Genomic DNA, 17034 nt, shown 5'->3' with positions numbered 1-17034 from the left:
AATTCATTCATTGCAAAAATGAATTTTATGTTAAGTGTGAATATGCAACTTTCTGGTTTGAGGACAGAGACTTCTTTTAGGAGGAGTCTCTATTTTTATGCAAAAATGTATTTTTTTATTTCATCAGCACTTTAACCAATCTTAAAAAAGGAGAGAATTAGATGAGTGAATTAAAGCGTACTCCAATCTTCCCGGCTTATGAGAAAGTTGCCAAGACGATTGATTTCGGGGGATGGGATCTCCCGGTTCAATTTTCAAGTATAAAAGAGGAGCATGAAGCTGTCCGGACAAAAGCCGGTCTGTTTGATGTATCCCATATGGGAGAAATTTTAGTAAGCGGCCCGGAAAGTGCTCACTTTTTACAGGCTGCGCTGTCAAACGATATTACAAAGCTTGTCCCAAATAAAGCGCAATATACGATTATGTGCTATGAGGATGGTGGGACGGTAGATGATTTAATTGTTTATATGCTTGATGAAAATGAATACCTGCTTGTTGTGAATGCCGCCAATACAGAGAAAGATTTTGAGTGGTTACTGAAACAAAATAATTCTAACCCTGATGTTACTTTGGATAATATTTCGGAAAATTATGCACAATTAGCTTTGCAGGGACCAAAAGCAGAGCAAGTTTTACAGAAGGTTGTAAAAGAACCGCTGAGCGACATATCCTTTTTCCGATTTAAAAAAGGTGTTGCTATTGAAGGGATAGCTGGAGAAGCTTTAATCTCCAGAACGGGCTATACAGGCGAGGATGGCTTTGAAATATATCTTGATTCACGAAATGGAAAAGATCTGTGGAAACTCCTCCTTGAAAAAGGAAAAGAGGAAGGAATCGAACCCATCGGATTAGGGGCACGGGACACGTTGCGATTTGAAGCAGGCCTTGCTTTATATGGTCAGGAGCTGTCAGCTGATATTTCGCCGTTGGAAGCGGGATTAGGATTTGCTGTTAAGCTGAACAAAGAGGCTGATTTCACTGGTAAAGAAGCTCTGAAAAAACAAGCAGAGGCGGGTTTGGAGAGAAAGCTTATGGGAATCGAAATGGTTGATAAAGGTATTCCGCGACATGGCTATTCTGTATATCAGGACGATACAGAAATTGGTTTTGTTACATCAGGTACACAATCACCGACCTTAAATAAAAATCTCGGCTTAGCATTGATCAAAACTGAATTTGCGGAAATTGGGACGGGGCTGGAGGTTCAGGTGAGGAAGCGCCGTTTAAAAGCAAAGGTGGTCAAAACACCATTTTACCGTAGATAATCGTTTACCAGCGTAATAAATAAGGGGGAGAAAAGATGGAGTTCCGTTACTTACCGATGACAAGTGAAGATAAACAAGAAATGATGAAGGCAATAGGGATAGAGGATACAGATGAGCTGTTTGCTGATATTCCAGCAGGTGTCCGTTTACAAAAAGAACTGGATTTAAAGCAGCCCATTAATGAATATGCATTAACGAAAGAACTGACAGCATTGGCAAATAAAAATATATGTACCAAGGAAGTTGTATCATTTCTTGGAGCCGGTGTATACGATCATTATATTCCGTCCATAGTCGATCATGTGATTTCTAAATCTGAATTCTACACAGCATATACGCCTTATCAGCCAGAAATCTCTCAAGGAGAATTGCAGGCTATCTTTGAATTTCAGACAATGATATCTGAGCTGACAGGCTTACCAGTTGCGAATTCCTCTATGTATGACGGGGGAACAGCTTTAGCAGAGGCAGTTAATTTAAGTGCAGCCCAGACGAAGAGAAAGAAAGTATTGGTTTCAGATGCTGTACATCCTGAATATCAGCAGGTTATTCAAACATATGCCAAAGGACAGGAAATTGAAATTATCCCGATAAAATTAAATAACGGAAAAACAGATCTCATTCATTTAGAGGAAAAGCTTGATGATGAGATAGCAGGTGTTGTTGTTCAATATCCCAACTTTTTTGGACAGATTGAGCCGATGGATGCTATTCAAAAGCTGTTAGAAAACCAAAAGAAAACAATGCTTATTGTTTCCAGTAACCCGCTTGCTTTAGGGTACCTGACTCCTCCTGGAGAATTTGGAGCAGATATTGTAACCGGTGATACGCAAGTGTTTGGAATTCCAGCGCAATTCGGCGGACCGCATTGCGGCTACTTTGCAACAACAAAGAAATTAATGCGAAAAGTTCCCGGGCGTTTAGTAGGCCAGACAAATGATGAAAATGATGTAAGAGGCTATGTGTTGACACTGCAGGCACGTGAGCAGCATATCCGCCGTGATAAAGCGACATCAAATATATGCTCCAATCAAGCACTGAATGCTTTAGCGAGTTCTGTTGCAATGAGTTCTATCGGTAAGCACGGTATACGGAAAATGGCTGAAATGAATATGCAGAAGGCCCGTTATGCGAAAAAGAAATTTATAAAAAACGGTATACCAGTTGTTTATGAAGGTTCTTTCTTCAATGAATTTGTTATTCAGCTGGACCAGGATATTACAAAAGTGAATGCTGCTTTGCTTGAAAAAGGTATTCTTGGCGGCTTCGACTTAGGGAAGATTGACCCGGCATATCAAGGTCAGATGCTCGTGGCTGTGACAGAAATTCGTACAAAACAAGAAATTGATCAACTTGTGAAAGAATTGGGGGATATGCATGTCTGATAAAAATTTTCCATTATTATTTGAACGCAGTAAAGAAGGTAGAACAAGCTACAGCTTGCCGGAGTTAGAAATTGAATCCTTTGACCTGGAAGCGGAGTTAGGAGATGTTTATATTCGTAAAGAGCCGCCAAAGCTTCCAGAAGTAAGTGAATTAGATATTATCCGTCATTATACTGGACTTGCATCCCGCAATTATGGTGTGGATTCCGGATTTTATCCGCTTGGATCGTGTACGATGAAGTATAACCCGAAAATCAATGAAGATATTGCTCGTCTAGAAGGGTTCAGTCATATTCATCCATATCAGGACCCGGGGACAGTACAGGGTGCTTTAGAAATGCTTTACGATTTACAGGAATCTTTAAAAGAAATTACAGGCATGCATGAGGTCTCTCTGCAGTCAGCTGCCGGCGCACAGGGAGAATGGACAGCATTAATGATGATCCGGGCATTTCATGAAGCAAATGGAGACCATCACCGGACAAAAGTAATTGTGCCGGACTCAGCACATGGAACAAATCCGGCATCTGCAGCAGTAGCTGGATTTGAAGCTGTGACGGTTAAATCGAATGAAGAGGGTCTCGTAGATCTCGAGGATTTACGGCGTGTCGTTGGGGAAGATACGGCAGCCTTGATGCTTACCAATCCTAATACATTAGGTTTATTTGAAAAAGAAATCTTAGAAATGGCGTCAATTGTTCACAAAGCTGGCGGGAAGCTCTATTACGATGGAGCTAATTTAAATGCGATTATGGGCTATGTAAGACCTGGAGATATGGGATTTGATGCGGTTCATTTAAACCTTCATAAAACATTTACAGGACCACATGGCGGCGGAGGACCGGGTTCAGGACCTGTTGGGGTCAGTGAGGAGCTTGCCGCTTATCTGCCAAAACCATTGATTATTAAAGACAACGGTACTTTCAGCTTGGATTATGACATACCAAAATCCATTGGCCGTGTCAAACCGTTCTATGGGAATTTCGGTATTAATTTACGTGCGTATACGTATATTCGGACGATGGGTGCAGAAGGCCTGAAAAAAGTCAGTGAATATGCTGTGTTAAATGCGAATTATATGATGCGCAAACTGGAAAAAGCATTTCAAATGCCGTATCCGCAGCATTGTAAGCATGAATTTGTACTATCAGGGAGTATTCAGAAAAAACTGGGTGTCCGGACATTAGATATGGCAAAAAGACTGTTAGATTTTGATTTTCATCCGCCGACAATTTATTTCCCGCTAAATGTGGAAGAGGGAATGATGATCGAACCGACTGAAACAGAGTCTAAAGAAACATTGGATTCCTTTATTAATACCATGATTCATATTGCAAAGGAAGTAGAAGAAAATCCGGAAATTGTTCAGGAAGCTCCGCACAATACAATTGTAAAACGGATGGATGAAGCTACAGCTGCTCGTAAGCCGATACTTCGATATGAAGAAGGGGAAATATCATAAATAACAGATAATAAAAGCTGATTCAGAGTAATTTTTGCTCTGAATCAGCTTTTAACGTTAAATATGCATTTCAATGGCGATAACCAGAAAAGATTATTTTTTTGTTTTAATCTTACCAGTCCATTTTTTAAATCCGCCTTTCAGCTGATAAATATCCTTAAATCCTTTTTTGTGCAACAGCTGCGCAGCTCTTGCGGAACGACTGCTATTTTGACAATACAGGTACACAGGCTTGTCCTTTCGCATTTCAACAAGTCTTTGCTTCATCTGTGTTACCGGAATATTACGCGCCCCAAGGATATGACCTCTTTCAAATTCCTGCGGTTCCCGAACATCAATTAACTGTGCTTTACGATATCCTTCTCGAAATTGTTCTTCTGTCAATCCATTTAGATAAGTGCGTTGTCTATAAAAGCGAAAAATAGAAACCGCAAGCAGAACAACTAAAGCAATAAGTAAAAATGTCATTTTGTTTCCCCCGTCTATCTTTATATTCTACATATTCATTATATGGGCAGGGATTTTATTTTTCAAAGTTTTTATTTGTGAAACCCCTATTTATTATAAAAAAATAGTCTTCTTTCAAATTTCAGATGTTATTTTTAATAAAGGAGAGGTTTCCCCATCCATTTTAAGGGAATAAAAAAATAGCCGATCTTTTAATGGAAAGTACTTGCTATTCTGATAATTAACTATATATTGTGTCAAAATCATGAAACGGATACTATATATTGTATTTTGGGCAGTGGATATGATAAACTAATAATTAATTAACCGTAAGATGACAAGGAGCGATAACATTGACTATCCAATTGGGATCATTAAGACAGATTAATATAGATGCGCTTAATGAAGATATAAAAAAATTCGAAGCAGTACACTCAATTACAGAGGAAATGCATATTACACATCAAGGTGTGTCCAGGCTGGTAATGCTGGATCGATATGCTTTTAAAGATACGGAGAAAAAAACGTTAAAAAACGGCGATTTTGTCGTTCTGACTGTAAAAGCAGATCCTAAATTCCCGGCACGGGGCCTAGGGTTTATTATAGATATTAATTGGAAAGAAAACAAGGCGAAAGTGGCTGTCGAATCAGATTATATTGGTGTATTAGATAAGGAAGAAGAGCGGGAAAGCGGTATTATTACGCGTTCTCTTGATGTTATCGAGAAGCCTTTGGAAATTTATTATGAACAAATTGCCAAAAGAAATGCAACTGGGCTTTCAGAGGTTGAAGAAACGGAAGAAAGAAAGGCTGCATCCTTTGAAGCATTTTACAAGCAATTAGCTTCCATGAACTTTATTCCTGCAGGGCGCGTGCTTTATGGCGCAGGAGCTGAAACAGATGTAACATATTTTAATTGCTACGTTATGCCTTTTGTAAAAGATTCCCGCGAAGGAATTTCGGATCATCGTAAGCAGGTGATGGAGATAATGTCACGCGGCGGCGGTGTCGGTACAAATGGCTCCACGTTAAGACCGCGTAACACATTGGCTAGAGGCGTTAACGGAAAATCATCCGGCAGTGTTTCCTGGCTGGATGATATTGCTAAATTGACAAATCTGGTGGAACAAGGCGGCTCCAGACGAGGTGCGCAAATGATTATGCTTGTTGATTCTCACCCGGATATTATTGAATTTATTATTTCTAAGATGCAAAATCCGCGTATATTACGTTATTTAATAGAAAATACGGACGACGAACAAATTAAGCAGCTGGCAAAAGAAAAATTAAAATTTACGCCGCTGACTGAAACCGAATTTGATTTATATCAAGGGATTGTCAATTATAAAGCAATACCTGGTCAAGGAGGATTTACGGATGCAGCAATGAAAAAGGCCAATGACCAGCTGCGTGATGGAGGAACTTATTCGGTTCACAATCCAGATTTCCTGACAGGTGCTAATATTTCTGTTTGCATTACCAAAGAATTTATGGAAGCTGTTGAAGAGGACGATTATTATGAACTGCGATTTCCGGATGTAGAGAATTATACAACAGAAGAAATGAAAGCTTATAACGAACAGTGGCACGAGGTTGGAGATGTCCGTAAATGGGAAGAAATGGGCTATGGCGTTCGTGTGTATCGAAAAGTGAAAGCAAAAGAGCTGTGGAACCTAATCAATATTTGTGCAACGTACTCAGCAGAGCCGGGCATTTTCTTTATTGATAATGCCAATGATATGACAAATGCAAAAGCGTACGGTCAACAGGTCGTCGCAACCAACCCTTGTGGTGAGCAGCCGCTGGCACCGTTTTCTGTCTGTAATTTAGCTGCTGTCAATTTAGCAGAAATGGCAGATAAGAGAACAAAAACGGTAAATGTAGAAAAATTAAAGGATACAGTTGAGACTGGGGTTCGAATGCAGGACAATGTTATTGATGCAACACCATATTTTCTGGCCGAAAATAAAAAACAAGCATTAGGGGAAAGACGTGTCGGTTTAGGGGTTATGGGACTGCATGATTTATTAATTTACTGTGAGACAGCTTACGGTTCGGAAGAAGGAAATAAGCTTGCCGGCCAGGTATTTGAAATCATTGCAACAACAGCATACCGGACTTCTATTGAGCTGGCAAAAGAAAAAGGAAGCTTCCCCTTCTTAGTCGGAGAAACGGAGGAAGAAACAAAAGCTTTACGTGAACGTTTTATCCAAACGGGTTATATGCAAAAAATGCCAGAGGATATTCAGGAGGGCATTCTGGAACATGGTATCCGAAACTCGCACTTGCTGACTGTAGCTCCAACCGGAAGTACAGGTACAATGGTCGGAGTAAGTACAGGGCTGGAGCCATACTTCTCGTTCTCTTACTTTAGAAGCGGCAGATTAGGGAAGTTTATTGAAGTAAAAGCAGATATTGTAGAGGAATATTTACAAGCGCATCCGGAAGCAGCGGACAAGCCTTTGCCGGATTGGTTTGTAACTGCAATGGATTTAAGCCCTGAAGCACATGCTGATGCACAATGTGTGATACAGCGCTGGGTGGACAGCTCTATATCCAAAACGGTAAATGCGCCGAAGGGGTATACCGTTGATCAGGTAGAGAGTGTTTATCGACGTCTTTATAATGGCGGCGCTAAAGGCGGTACAGTCTATGTTGACGGAAGCAGAGATTCACAGGTGCTGACCCTGAAAGCGGAAGATAATCAGGTTGGAGAACAAACAGAATTATTCCCGGATGAAGAAAAAGATAAGAAAATTGTTCTTATGGACACGATTCAGGAATTAGATAAAACAAATGTAACTATCGGTTCAGAAGTAGGCGATACATGCCCGGTCTGCCGGGAGGGAAGCGTGGAAGACATTGGCGGCTGTAATACTTGTACCAGCTGCGGTGCACAATTGAAATGTGGATTGTAAAGTGAGAAGGAGAGCGGTTCTGATTGAACTGCTCTCCTTTTTTTGTGCTAATATTGACCAAGCAATCCTTTTTTCATAGCCATGCGTTCACAGTAATTAAAGAACAACAGACCGGCGACAAAATAGACAAAAGCATTTATAAATAAAATTGTTAGAGGGACCCATCCGATATTTATTAATGTCTGTCCGTCAATCATAATGTCTCTGACTAAATCAACACCAATGACAAATGGCAAGAAATACATAAGTGGAGATGCTGCAAGCGGAATAAAAGTAAGTCCTGCCAGCAGGAATTGCAGAATCTGCAGGAATGCCTGGATCTGTTTGTAAACAATTGCCAATCCACCAACCATTAAACCGACACCATACATCCCGAAAACAGTTAAAACAAAGATAGGAAAAATAGATAAAATATCAATATTAAGCCATTGTCCTGCAGTCAGCATCGTAATAATTAATAAAACAAATATAATAATTCCGTAAATAATGGTACTGGCAATCAGTCTGGTGCTTAAAATTCGCCAGATTCCCATCGGGGACATAGATAATTGTTCAAGCGTTCCACGTATGGCTTCATTGACAATTTCAAAACCAAACATTTGAATGACACTAAGCGCCAAAAACCAAAAAATATAATTAACAATAACAAATTGGATATTAGCATCCTGTGTCGATGGATCTCCAAAAAAATGAATGACCCCGAATAATCCTAAAAAGATAAAGTAAAACGTTAAGACAAGAGCAATTGTATTTGGCAGATAACGCTTCATTTCCAGGTATTCCTTTCGCAGATTGGCACGAAATAAGTTAATCCATTGCATATTGGTGGTCTCCTTGTATAATTTTTAGAAATACTTCATCAAATCGAATTGCTTTCCGGTCAATCGAATCAATTGGTGTGCGATTTAATTGTAATACCTGAAAAATCTGATAAATATCCTCGCTTTTCTCTAGCTGTACAGTGAGATAGCTGTATACTTGATCCTCCACATATTCATTTGTCGGAAAACGTGTCGAAATTGCTTTTTGCTGGTCAAGGGAAAGCGGTTCATTTAAGGTTAAACGGTAGGAACGGACTTCAAATAATTTTATCAGCTCATCAACCCGCTGATCGATAACGACTGTCCCCTGATTAATAATCACGGTACGATCACAAATATCCTGGATAACATCCATGTCATGAGAGCTGATTATGATCGTACGCTGATAATTTTTAACAATCGATTTCAGTATCTCCCTGACCTCCAGCCCTGTTTGCACATCCAGGCCAAGTGTCGGTTCGTCTAAAAGCAATACTTCCGTATTAGCAAGCATAGCTACGGCAATGGCTAATTTTTGCTGCATACCGCGTGAGAGTCTGTTTACTAATTCATTTTCTTTGTCTTTTAATTGGAACATATGGAGTAATTCATCAATTTCCTCTTTAACTTCCTTTCTTGATCTGCCTCTGTTTCCTGCAAAATATTCCAGATTTTCTCTGACTGTTAGCCGCCAATATAAATTACGATTTCCTTCCAGAACTGCACTGATATGCTGTAACGATTCTAAACGGTTGTCAGTATTAGGTATCCCTTTTATCTTTATCTCTCCACTGTCCGGGTACAGCAGACCACATATTAATTTAATAGTGGTTGTTTTGCCTGCTCCGTTTGGTCCTAACAATCCAAGTATCTCTCCTTTATAAACATTAAAATCAACATCCTTTACAGCTTGAATAATTTCTCTTGATTTCCTTTTACGGTAGGACTTGGCTAAATTACTAATCTCAATAATTTTCTCCACTTTATTCCTCCTCCTTATGACATAATCTTAGCAATTGTCAAAAATAACAACAACAATCTGACGAAGGAAATATGCTCCGTCTTAAGATGTAGATAATGATTTGACATTCTCCTATTCCATACTGTAAAAATGAAAAAGAGAGGGGACAATTACAGGAAAAAGATTATAACTTGAGTTTTATGGGAAAATCAGCTATGATTAAGTTAGAAAAAAAGTTTCCTTTGATAAAAAAAATTAACTTTCTTATTAAAGGCACCATAGTTATCTGCATAAACACAACGGTTTTAATAGACCGGTTAACCGTAAAAGCTATTCTACAGAATAGGTAAGCCCAGTCCCTGGGCTTAAAGAAGATATTTATTTAAGAACTTTATCGGATTTGAAGAAAGAGAAATATGTTTTCAATACTTCCTTTAACGAATACCAGATTTTCTGGGGATAATGCAAAGAGAGGAGCTTTTTATGCCTACACCAAGTATGGAAGACTATATTGAAATTATTTATAATTTAATTGAAGCAAAAGGATACGCCAGAGTTTCATCTATTGCGGAAGCTTTAGAGGTGCATCCTTCCTCTGTTACAAAAATGGTACAAAAATTGGACAAGGACAAATATTTAGACTATGAAAAGTACCGGGGATTCGTGTTAACGGCGAAGGGGAAGAAAATCGGAGAACGGCTTGTTTTCAGACACGAACTGTTAGAGGAGTTCCTCGAGTTAATAGGAGTAGAAAAAGAGCGCATATATGATGATGTGGAAGGAATTGAGCATCATCTAAGCTGGAATTCTATTGACAGGATAGCAGATGTTGTTGCTTATTTTAAAGAAGATGAGCAGCGGCGTAACGATTTGCAGAAAATAAGTGAAACAAATAAAGCATAGCCAGTTGTTCTAAGAAATGACTGGTTTTTTTGATGCATTTAAATTTCTAATTAAATCCATCCCTGAAGTGGAAGAAGCATAATAAACAAGCCAATAAACGTATAAATCAATAAGCACCTATAAGGGATGGAGCGATGTCATGAAAATTGATGCTGTATTTTCTGGCGGGGGAGTGAAGGGGTTTGCATATGTTGGCGTGTTAGAATCCTGGGAAGAGAAAAATCTGCAGGTAGAACGTGCAGCAGGGACTTCTGCAGGTGCTATTATAGCAGGGTTCCTGGCTGCAGGGTATCACTATAAAGATATTAAAGAGTTAATGAAAACATTGGATGTTGAGAAATTAGCTGATCCGCCATGGTTATCAAAGGTATTGCCAGTGACAAAGTGGTTGTTTCTTTATTATCAATTAGGGCTATACAAAGGGGAGAAGCTGGAAGCGTGGCTGGGAGAAGCGTTAGCCAGACAGAATATATATCAATTCGGTGATTTAAAGCCAGGTGTGTTAAAAGTGGTTGTCAGTGATTTATCTCTGGGGAAGCTGATAGTTATTCCAGATGATTTAGAAAGAGTTTACGGACTACAGCCTGAAACTTTTTCTGTAGCTGCTGCTATTCGTATGAGTGCAGGATTTCCTTATTTTTTTATGCCAAAAAGAATCCAAGGTAAAAATAAAGAAAAAAGCGTTATAGTCGATGGTGGTTTACTTAGTAATTTTCCATTATGGATTTTTGCTGAAGATGAGAAAAAGAAAGCTCGTCCTGTAATTGGCGTGAAACTGACAGACACATCTACATCCATGGAACCCCGCGAAATTCGAAATGCTCTCAATATGTTTCCCCGCCTTTTCGCAACAATGAAGCAGGCACATGATAATCGCTATATATCAAAATCACAGGCGGACCATATTATTTTTGTACCTACTCCTGAAGTGAGCTCTATGAATTTTAATATTACAGAAGAAAGCAGAGAGAAGCTGCGGCAAATCGGGAAAGAATCCAGTGAAAGCTTTTTACGCACCTGGAGTGGTTAGGTTACCTTTAATATTCAAACGAGTCTAATGGATAAATTGCAAAAAACGCATTAAATACGTTTTTGGAAAGATATGATATTGACAGTCTTCTTCACTTAGAGAGGAAACCATGTATATGTAAAAAGGAGCTTAGTATCTAAGCTCCTGCAAAAGTTTGTAATTTAACAAGTCTGTTTAAGAAGAAACACGATTCTTTTTCTTTGATTTATTACCCTCAATAACCCGTAAATGGCTCGTTCTCCTGGTACTCTTTTTCTTTTGTCCTGGTTTCTGATTGCTGGCAGTTGTCACGGCTTTTTGACGACCATACTTTGATTTGGATTGTTTAACAGCCTGCTTGTATTTTTTCATATTATCCTGCTGCCGTCCGGAAGGCTGCTGCCTGCGTATGAGAAAGAAATAAACCAATCCAAAAATAGCTGCTCCTATTCCAATCGAAATTAATAGCCTTGATAAAAACGCAGCTGTATTTCCAAATAACTGGGAAATTAAACCAAATGCTGCAAAAGCAATTATCAAGTAAACAAAAATAGATACTGCTTTATTTCTCAATTGAAATCCTCCTTTCTCACACATTGTATTCTACTTATATTTTACCATATCTTGATAGAGTATGCCTGTTAAGGACCTTTTTCAAAGTTCACTCAGGTTCTTAGAGCAATATAGAAATTGCTGCAACACGCGAAATTTATTTGCCTATTAATTATTTATTCCCTGTTTCATGAAAAATATTCCCACAGATGTTCAAAAGATTATTCAATCATACTAGTTTTATTATTTGGCCATAATAGAGAATGGAGGTGTTTGATGATGAGACGTATGTCAAAGAAACAACAACTAAAGGACAATGAGGAATCAGTATTAAAAAAATCAATGTACACAGGGTTTATTGGAGGAGTTTTATTCAGTTTACTTGCAAGTGCTATGTATTATTTCAATTTTCTGGAGGTTACTCCGAAATATTATCTGTTAACTTCTTGGGTATCTGCAGAGTGGACAGATACATGGCTCGGTATTTTATTTACAACCATTCTGGCGGGAGCGGTCTCTTTGCTGATTGCTTGTCTTTATTATTTGATTCTCAAAAAAATAAAATATATGTGGGTTGGGATAATTTACGGTTTTATTTTATGGGTGATTCTGTTTATTTTATTTCATCCGATATTTAATGATATTCCTGCTGTGATGGAGTGGTCGATGAATACCTGGGTTACCACAATATGTTTATTTATTCTATACGGAACATTTATCGGTTATTCTATTTCTTATGATTATATGGATTCTAAGCAGACTGAAGATATAATTGAAAAAAGCTAGAATTTTCCTATCAGAGGTTATTCAAAGTAATATATATATGATAAAATTACTTATGAAACTTGAGATTTTGGAGAGGATGAAGTTTTTTGACGAAAATTGATCGCTTACGTGAAAAATTAGAAGAGAATAAAGTTGATGCAATAATTGTTGACAGTCCTTATAACAGACGTTACATTACTAATTTTACTGGAACAGCCGGAACGGCATTGGTTACAGCAGATAAAGCAATATTTATTACGGATTTTCGTTATACAGAGCAAGCTGCTGAACAGGCAGAAGCATTTGAAATTGTGGAACATAAACATGGTATGAATCAAGAAATCGCGAATCAAATAGACAAGCTGGGCGTAAAGAAATTGGCTTTTGAGAAAAATTATACGACTTATAGTCAATTTGAAACATATCAACATCAATTTTCTCAAGAATTAGTTCCCGTAGAAGGAATTATTGAAGCATTGCGTATGATTAAAACAGATGATGAATTAGCGGTTATGAAAAAAGCTGCAAAAATTGCAGATGATGCATTTGCGCATATTCAATCATTTATCCAGCCTGGTGTGCCGGAAATTGAAATTTCGAATGAACTGGAATTTTTTATGCGCAGACAGGGAGCGACCTCCTCAAGCTTCGATACAATTGTTGCTTCAGGCTTGCGTTCTGCTCTGCCGCATGGTGTTGCATCAACAAAAAAAATCCAGGAAGGTGAGCTTGTGACACTGGATTATGGTGCATTATATGATGGGTATTGCTCTGATATTACAAGAACGGTAGCTGTAGGAGAAATTTCTGTAGAGTTACGCGAAATTTATGATATAGTATTAGAGGCGAACCTTCGTGGAGTAAAAGGAACTAAACCAGGTATGACCGGGAAAGAGGCAGATGCTTTAACCCGGGATTATATTACGGAAAAAGGATTTGGCGAACGTTTCGGTCATTCAACAGGTCACGCTTTAGGAATGGAAGTACATGAGGGCCCTGGATTATCATCCCGGTCTGAAGCAGTTTTAAAAACGGGTATGGTAGTTACGGTAGAACCGGGAATTTACGTTCCGGGATTAGGCGGCTGTCGTATCGAGGATGATATTGTTATTACAGATAGTGGTAATGAGCGGCTGACGTTTGCTCCCAAAGAATTTATACAGCTATAAGGTATAGGAGGAAGAAACATGATTTCAGTAAATGATTTTAAAACAGGCTTAACAATTGAAGTGGACAATGATATTTGGCAGGTTCTTGAATTCCAGCATGTAAAGCCTGGTAAAGGTGCGGCTTTTGTCCGTTCTAAGCTTCGTAATCTGCGTAATGGAAATATTCAGGAAAAAACATTCCGTGGCGGTGAAAAAGTAGGCAAAGCACATATTGAGAATAACAAAATGCAGTATTTATATGCTTCCGGTGATTCTCATGCATTTATGGATACAGCTACTTATGAACAAATTGAAATTCCTGAGAGTCAAATTAAAGATCAATTGAAATTTATTAAAGAGAATATGGAAGTTTCTGTTGTGACCTACCAAGGCGAAATTATCGGTGTTGATCTTCCAAACAACGTTGAGCTTCAAGTAACAGAAACAGAGCCGGGGATTAAAGGTGATACAGCAAGCGGCGGTTCAAAACCGGCTACATTAGAAACTGGACATACTGTACAAGTCCCGTTCTTTATTAATGAAGGTGACGTTCTCGTTATTAATACAGCAGATGGAAAATATGTTTCCAGAGCATAAATTTTAAATAGTACAAGCAGTTTGCTTATATAAAGCAAGCTGCTATTTTTTTGCGAAAAAAAATAGCAGTTGTATTCTCCTTCAACATTTCTCCGTAACATAAAGCTTTCTTTACAAAGAGCATCATTTGGTTCCAGCCCCGGGGGGCATAATTTCATTTTAAAATCATATATCTCTAAGTAAAACAAGCTGATTATGTATTTTTCAAAAAAGCGGGGTTTTATGATGCATGAGATTTTGCGGCTTTTTCCACCAAATTTGCAAACAGCGATAGAAGACTTAGCAGGTGATCAATGGCTACAGCTCCAAGAAATCCGGGTGCGTGTTCATCAAAAAATAGAGTTTATTTTTGATTCGTCTGTTCGCTGGCTGGACAAGCCATTACCTACAAAGAAAGAGGCTGTATATATTTTAAATCAGCTGAGTGAATATTCATTATATCGGATGGAGGAAGAGCTGCGTAATGGCTTCATTACGATAGAGGGCGGGCATCGTGTTGGTATTGCAGGAGGAATTATAACTTCGGATCAAAAAGTAAAAGCGATTCAACCGGTATCTTTTTTTAATATCCGTATTGCCAAGCAAAAAAAAGGATGTGCAGATGCTCTGATGCCTTATATTTATGACGGCGCTTATCATCATACAATGATTCTCGGTGCACCGCAGTCTGGAAAAACAACGATAATACGAGATATCTGCAGGCAGATAGCCAGCGGTTCTCATTCGAACCGCTCAAAAAAAGTAACGATTATTGATGAACGTTCGGAAATAGCAGCATCTATCCGCGGGGTTCCACAACATGATATAGGAATGCGTACAGATGTTTTAGATGCTTGTCCGAAAGCAGAAGGAATGATGATGGCTATTCGCACCTTATCCCCCGATATTCTTGTAGTTGATGAAATAGGTGCGGAAAAGGATGTTGAAGCGATTATAGAGGCATCACAGGCAGGAGTGAAGGTTATTTGTACGATACATGCGAATGATATAGCTGACTTATTCCGCCGTCCAACCATGAAAAAAATATTACAGGAATCTATTTTTGAACGATTTTTACTTCTGGGACAAGGAAAAAGGATTGGTAGGCTTATTCATGCTTTTGACAGAGATGGTAAGCAGATCAGCACCAGGCAAAGAGGTGGTGAAATTGAAATGGATTGGCGTACTACTTTTAATTAGTATGTCTACGGCTCTTGGATGGGAATGGGGAAGAGCGTTAAAACAGCGTCCAAAGCATATTCAATTATTTTTACAGTCGCTTCAGATATTAGAGGCAGAAATGGTATACAGCCAGGTTCCATTACAGGAAGCATTTCAAATTATTGCGAAGAAATTACCAAATCCAATAGCTATGTTTTATCAAGAGCTGGCTGACGCATTGAAAAATAAAGAAAAGGATTTCGATGAGATATGGGAAGAATGTATCCAAAAATTAATCGGACAATCCTCGCTGCAAAAAAGTGAGATGGAGATATTGATTCAATTTGGCAGAACACTTGGCCAGCATGATATTGAGCAGCAGCAAAAGCATTTAAAATTAACGAATCTCTATTTGGAAGAGCAATGGAAAAATGCCACAGAACGTTTTAATACCTATGGAAGGCTGTCAAATGTATTAGGCCTTTTATGTGGTATCTTTCTGGCACTTTTGTTTATTTAAGAAGATGTTAAGAAAAACAAGAAAATCACTTGGACTATAAAATACTGGTGTTCTTGCCGAGGAGGTGCCCGCTACGACGGTTTTTGATGGGGCGAGTAATCGCAAAAGCTCTTCGTTGGGACGAGTAATCGTAGTCCCACCGAAGAAGAAATACACGGAGACTCGTGGGGGAATACGCAGAGTAAGTTCAGTTAAGTTCGCGACGTCCTGTCTCAGGCACCGAACTGACATACATCGTGTATGCCCCCTTGGGTGAAAAAAGTGCACTTCTTTTTTCACCCAAGGGCATAAGTGCAGCTTTAGCTATGTCTGCGCCTGTCGGCTTGCCAACCACTAAGTCTTCTTTATCAAGGAGATGAGCTCGGGGCCCACGGAAAGCGTAGTGTATTTCTGGGGGGGCTAAGATTACTCGTCCCATGAAAACCGTTGGAACGGCTATTCTTCAGCATTTTTATATACTTTCTTATTTTTTCAAAAAGTTCTATTTACCGGGCTTTTTGAACACGTACTTTAAAGAAAATTTGTGGCATGAAGGAAGGGGCAAGGACATGTTTGTAGATGCATTAATTCTATTTCAGATTGCTGGTATAGGCATTATTGTTGCGCTTATCCATACGATTTTAAAACAAATGGGGAAAGAAGAAATTGCACAGTTTGCCACGCTAATTGGTTTTATACTCGTTCTGCTCATTGTAGTTAACGGGCTGTCAGATTTATTTCAGCAGATCAGGTCTGTATTTCTATTTTAAGGAGATTGGACATGGATATTCTCCAAATTACAATTCTAGGCGTTTTAGCAAGTTTACTATATATCCTTCTAAAAGAAGTACATGGTTCCATTGCTTTTTTAATTATTCTTATTACGGGTATTGTTATTTTTTTCTCCATAATCCAGCAAATTCAGTTAATATTTGAAACAATTCGGAAGCTGGGAGATCAGGCAAACGTTCAGGGACTTTATTTAACAACTATTTTAAAAATCATCGGTATATCCTATATTGCAGAAATCGGAGCACATTTGACGAAGGACGCCGGTCTGAATTCTGTATCAAAGTATATTGAATTAGCAGGGAAAATATTTATTTTATTACTTGCTGTCCCGATTATTACTGCTGTCATTGAAGCGATTATCGGTTTCATCCCTAATGTTTGACCGGCGAAA

17 protein-coding genes are annotated in these 17034 nt (G+C 38.7%); 13 read left to right on the top strand and 4 right to left on the bottom strand.

The window, feature by feature from the left end; translation table 11 throughout:
• Window positions 1-161 precede the first annotated feature (161 nt).
• Genes gcvT through gcvPB form a run of 3 tightly spaced genes read left to right on the top strand, consistent with a single transcriptional unit; the run spans window position 162 to window position 4112 of the window.
• Window positions 162-1265 (top strand): glycine cleavage system aminomethyltransferase GcvT, encoded by a 1104-nt coding sequence (gene gcvT, locus MHH51_RS13615; protein ID WP_339282319.1) that lies wholly within the window; start codon window positions 162-164, stop codon window positions 1263-1265.
• Window positions 1266-1300: 35 nt separating this feature from the next.
• A complete protein-coding gene (gene gcvPA, locus MHH51_RS13610) occupies window positions 1301-2650 on the top strand; it encodes an aminomethyl-transferring glycine dehydrogenase subunit GcvPA (RefSeq protein ID WP_339282318.1) in 1350 nt (449 codons plus the stop codon).
• A complete protein-coding gene (gcvPB, locus tag MHH51_RS13605; protein WP_339282317.1) occupies window positions 2643-4112 on the top strand; it encodes an aminomethyl-transferring glycine dehydrogenase subunit GcvPB in 1470 nt (489 codons plus the stop codon). Before gcvPA ends, gcvPB begins: the two co-directional genes overlap by 8 nt.
• Window positions 4113-4205: 93 nt before the next feature.
• Here the strand turns inward: gcvPB and MHH51_RS13600 are convergent, their stop codons facing one another.
• Window positions 4206-4580: a rhodanese-like domain-containing protein gene (locus MHH51_RS13600; RefSeq protein ID WP_147210385.1), complete on the bottom strand. Its 375-nt coding sequence runs from the start codon at window positions 4578-4580 to the stop codon at window positions 4206-4208.
• A gap of 332 nt (window positions 4581-4912) precedes the next feature.
• On the opposite strand from MHH51_RS13600, the gene MHH51_RS13595 reads away from it, so the two are divergent.
• Window positions 4913-7477: a vitamin B12-dependent ribonucleotide reductase gene (locus MHH51_RS13595; RefSeq protein WP_339282316.1), complete on the top strand. Its 2565-nt coding sequence runs from the start codon at window positions 4913-4915 to the stop codon at window positions 7475-7477.
• Between the two features lie 47 nt (window positions 7478-7524).
• Here MHH51_RS13595 and MHH51_RS13590 read toward each other — a convergent pair whose 3' ends face one another.
• Window positions 7525-8298 carry an ABC transporter permease gene (locus MHH51_RS13590; RefSeq protein ID WP_339282315.1) on the bottom strand — a complete coding sequence of 258 codons (774 nt, stop codon included), beginning with the start codon at window positions 8296-8298 and terminating at the stop codon, window positions 7525-7527.
• A complete protein-coding gene (locus MHH51_RS13585) occupies window positions 8285-9259 on the bottom strand; it encodes an ABC transporter ATP-binding protein (RefSeq protein WP_156987615.1) in 975 nt (324 codons plus the stop codon). The genes MHH51_RS13590 and MHH51_RS13585 overlap by 14 nt, the downstream gene beginning before the upstream one ends.
• 462 nt (window positions 9260-9721) lie before the next feature.
• Here MHH51_RS13585 and mntR point away from each other — a divergent pair, with 462 nt between their 5' ends.
• Window positions 9722-10141 carry a transcriptional regulator MntR gene (gene mntR, locus MHH51_RS13580; RefSeq protein ID WP_147210389.1) on the top strand — a complete coding sequence of 140 codons (420 nt, stop codon included), beginning with the start codon at window positions 9722-9724 and terminating at the stop codon, window positions 10139-10141.
• Window positions 10142-10280: 139 nt separating this feature from the next.
• Window positions 10281-11171 (top strand): patatin-like phospholipase family protein, encoded by an 891-nt coding sequence (locus MHH51_RS13575; RefSeq protein ID WP_147210390.1) that lies wholly within the window; start codon window positions 10281-10283, stop codon window positions 11169-11171.
• A 174-nt stretch (window positions 11172-11345) separates the two neighbouring features.
• Here the strand turns inward: MHH51_RS13575 and MHH51_RS13570 are convergent, their stop codons facing one another.
• Entirely contained in the window at window positions 11346-11723 is a 378-nt protein-coding gene (locus tag MHH51_RS13570) for an SA1362 family protein (protein WP_156987613.1), read from the bottom strand.
• 255 nt (window positions 11724-11978) lie between these two features.
• Between MHH51_RS13570 and MHH51_RS13565 the strand changes: the two genes are divergently transcribed.
• The 7 genes from MHH51_RS13565 to spoIIIAD all read left to right on the top strand — a co-directional run bounded on the left by MHH51_RS13565 (window position 11979) and on the right by spoIIIAD (window position 17025).
• Window positions 11979-12488, top strand: coding sequence for a YqhR family membrane protein (locus MHH51_RS13565; RefSeq protein WP_246145120.1), 510 nt, complete (start codon window positions 11979-11981; stop codon window positions 12486-12488).
• Between the two features lie 86 nt (window positions 12489-12574).
• Entirely contained in the window at window positions 12575-13636 is a 1062-nt protein-coding gene (locus MHH51_RS13560; protein ID WP_147210392.1) for a Xaa-Pro peptidase family protein, read from the top strand.
• Window positions 13637-13654: 18 nt separating this feature from the next.
• Window positions 13655-14212 (top strand): elongation factor P, encoded by a 558-nt coding sequence (gene efp / locus MHH51_RS13555; protein WP_156987611.1) that lies wholly within the window; start codon window positions 13655-13657, stop codon window positions 14210-14212.
• A 222-nt stretch (window positions 14213-14434) separates the two neighbouring features.
• Window positions 14435-15391: a stage III sporulation protein AA gene (gene spoIIIAA, locus MHH51_RS13550; protein WP_246145121.1), complete on the top strand. Its 957-nt coding sequence runs from the start codon at window positions 14435-14437 to the stop codon at window positions 15389-15391.
• The gene (gene spoIIIAB / locus MHH51_RS13545; RefSeq protein WP_147210394.1) at window positions 15360-15872 is read left to right on the top strand and encodes a stage III sporulation protein SpoIIIAB; all 513 of its coding nucleotides are present in this window, start codon (window positions 15360-15362) and stop codon (window positions 15870-15872) included. The genes spoIIIAA and spoIIIAB overlap by 32 nt, the downstream gene beginning before the upstream one ends.
• Window positions 15873-16420: 548 nt before the next feature.
• Window positions 16421-16621: a stage III sporulation protein AC gene (gene spoIIIAC, locus MHH51_RS13540; protein WP_042534715.1), complete on the top strand. Its 201-nt coding sequence runs from the start codon at window positions 16421-16423 to the stop codon at window positions 16619-16621.
• Window positions 16622-16632: 11 nt separating this feature from the next.
• On the top strand, window positions 16633-17025 hold the full coding sequence (gene spoIIIAD, locus MHH51_RS13535; protein WP_147210395.1) for a stage III sporulation protein AD: 393 nt from the start codon (window positions 16633-16635) through the stop codon (window positions 17023-17025).
• Window positions 17026-17034: the final 9 nt, after the last annotated feature.

Source organism: Oceanobacillus sp. FSL K6-3682 (genome assembly GCF_037976165.1).
Taxonomy (GTDB): Bacteria; Bacillota; Bacilli; order Bacillales; family Amphibacillaceae; genus Oceanobacillus; species Oceanobacillus sojae.
The sequence above is the reverse complement of the archived record's forward strand: the minus strand, read 5'-3'. Positions and strand labels throughout refer to the sequence as shown.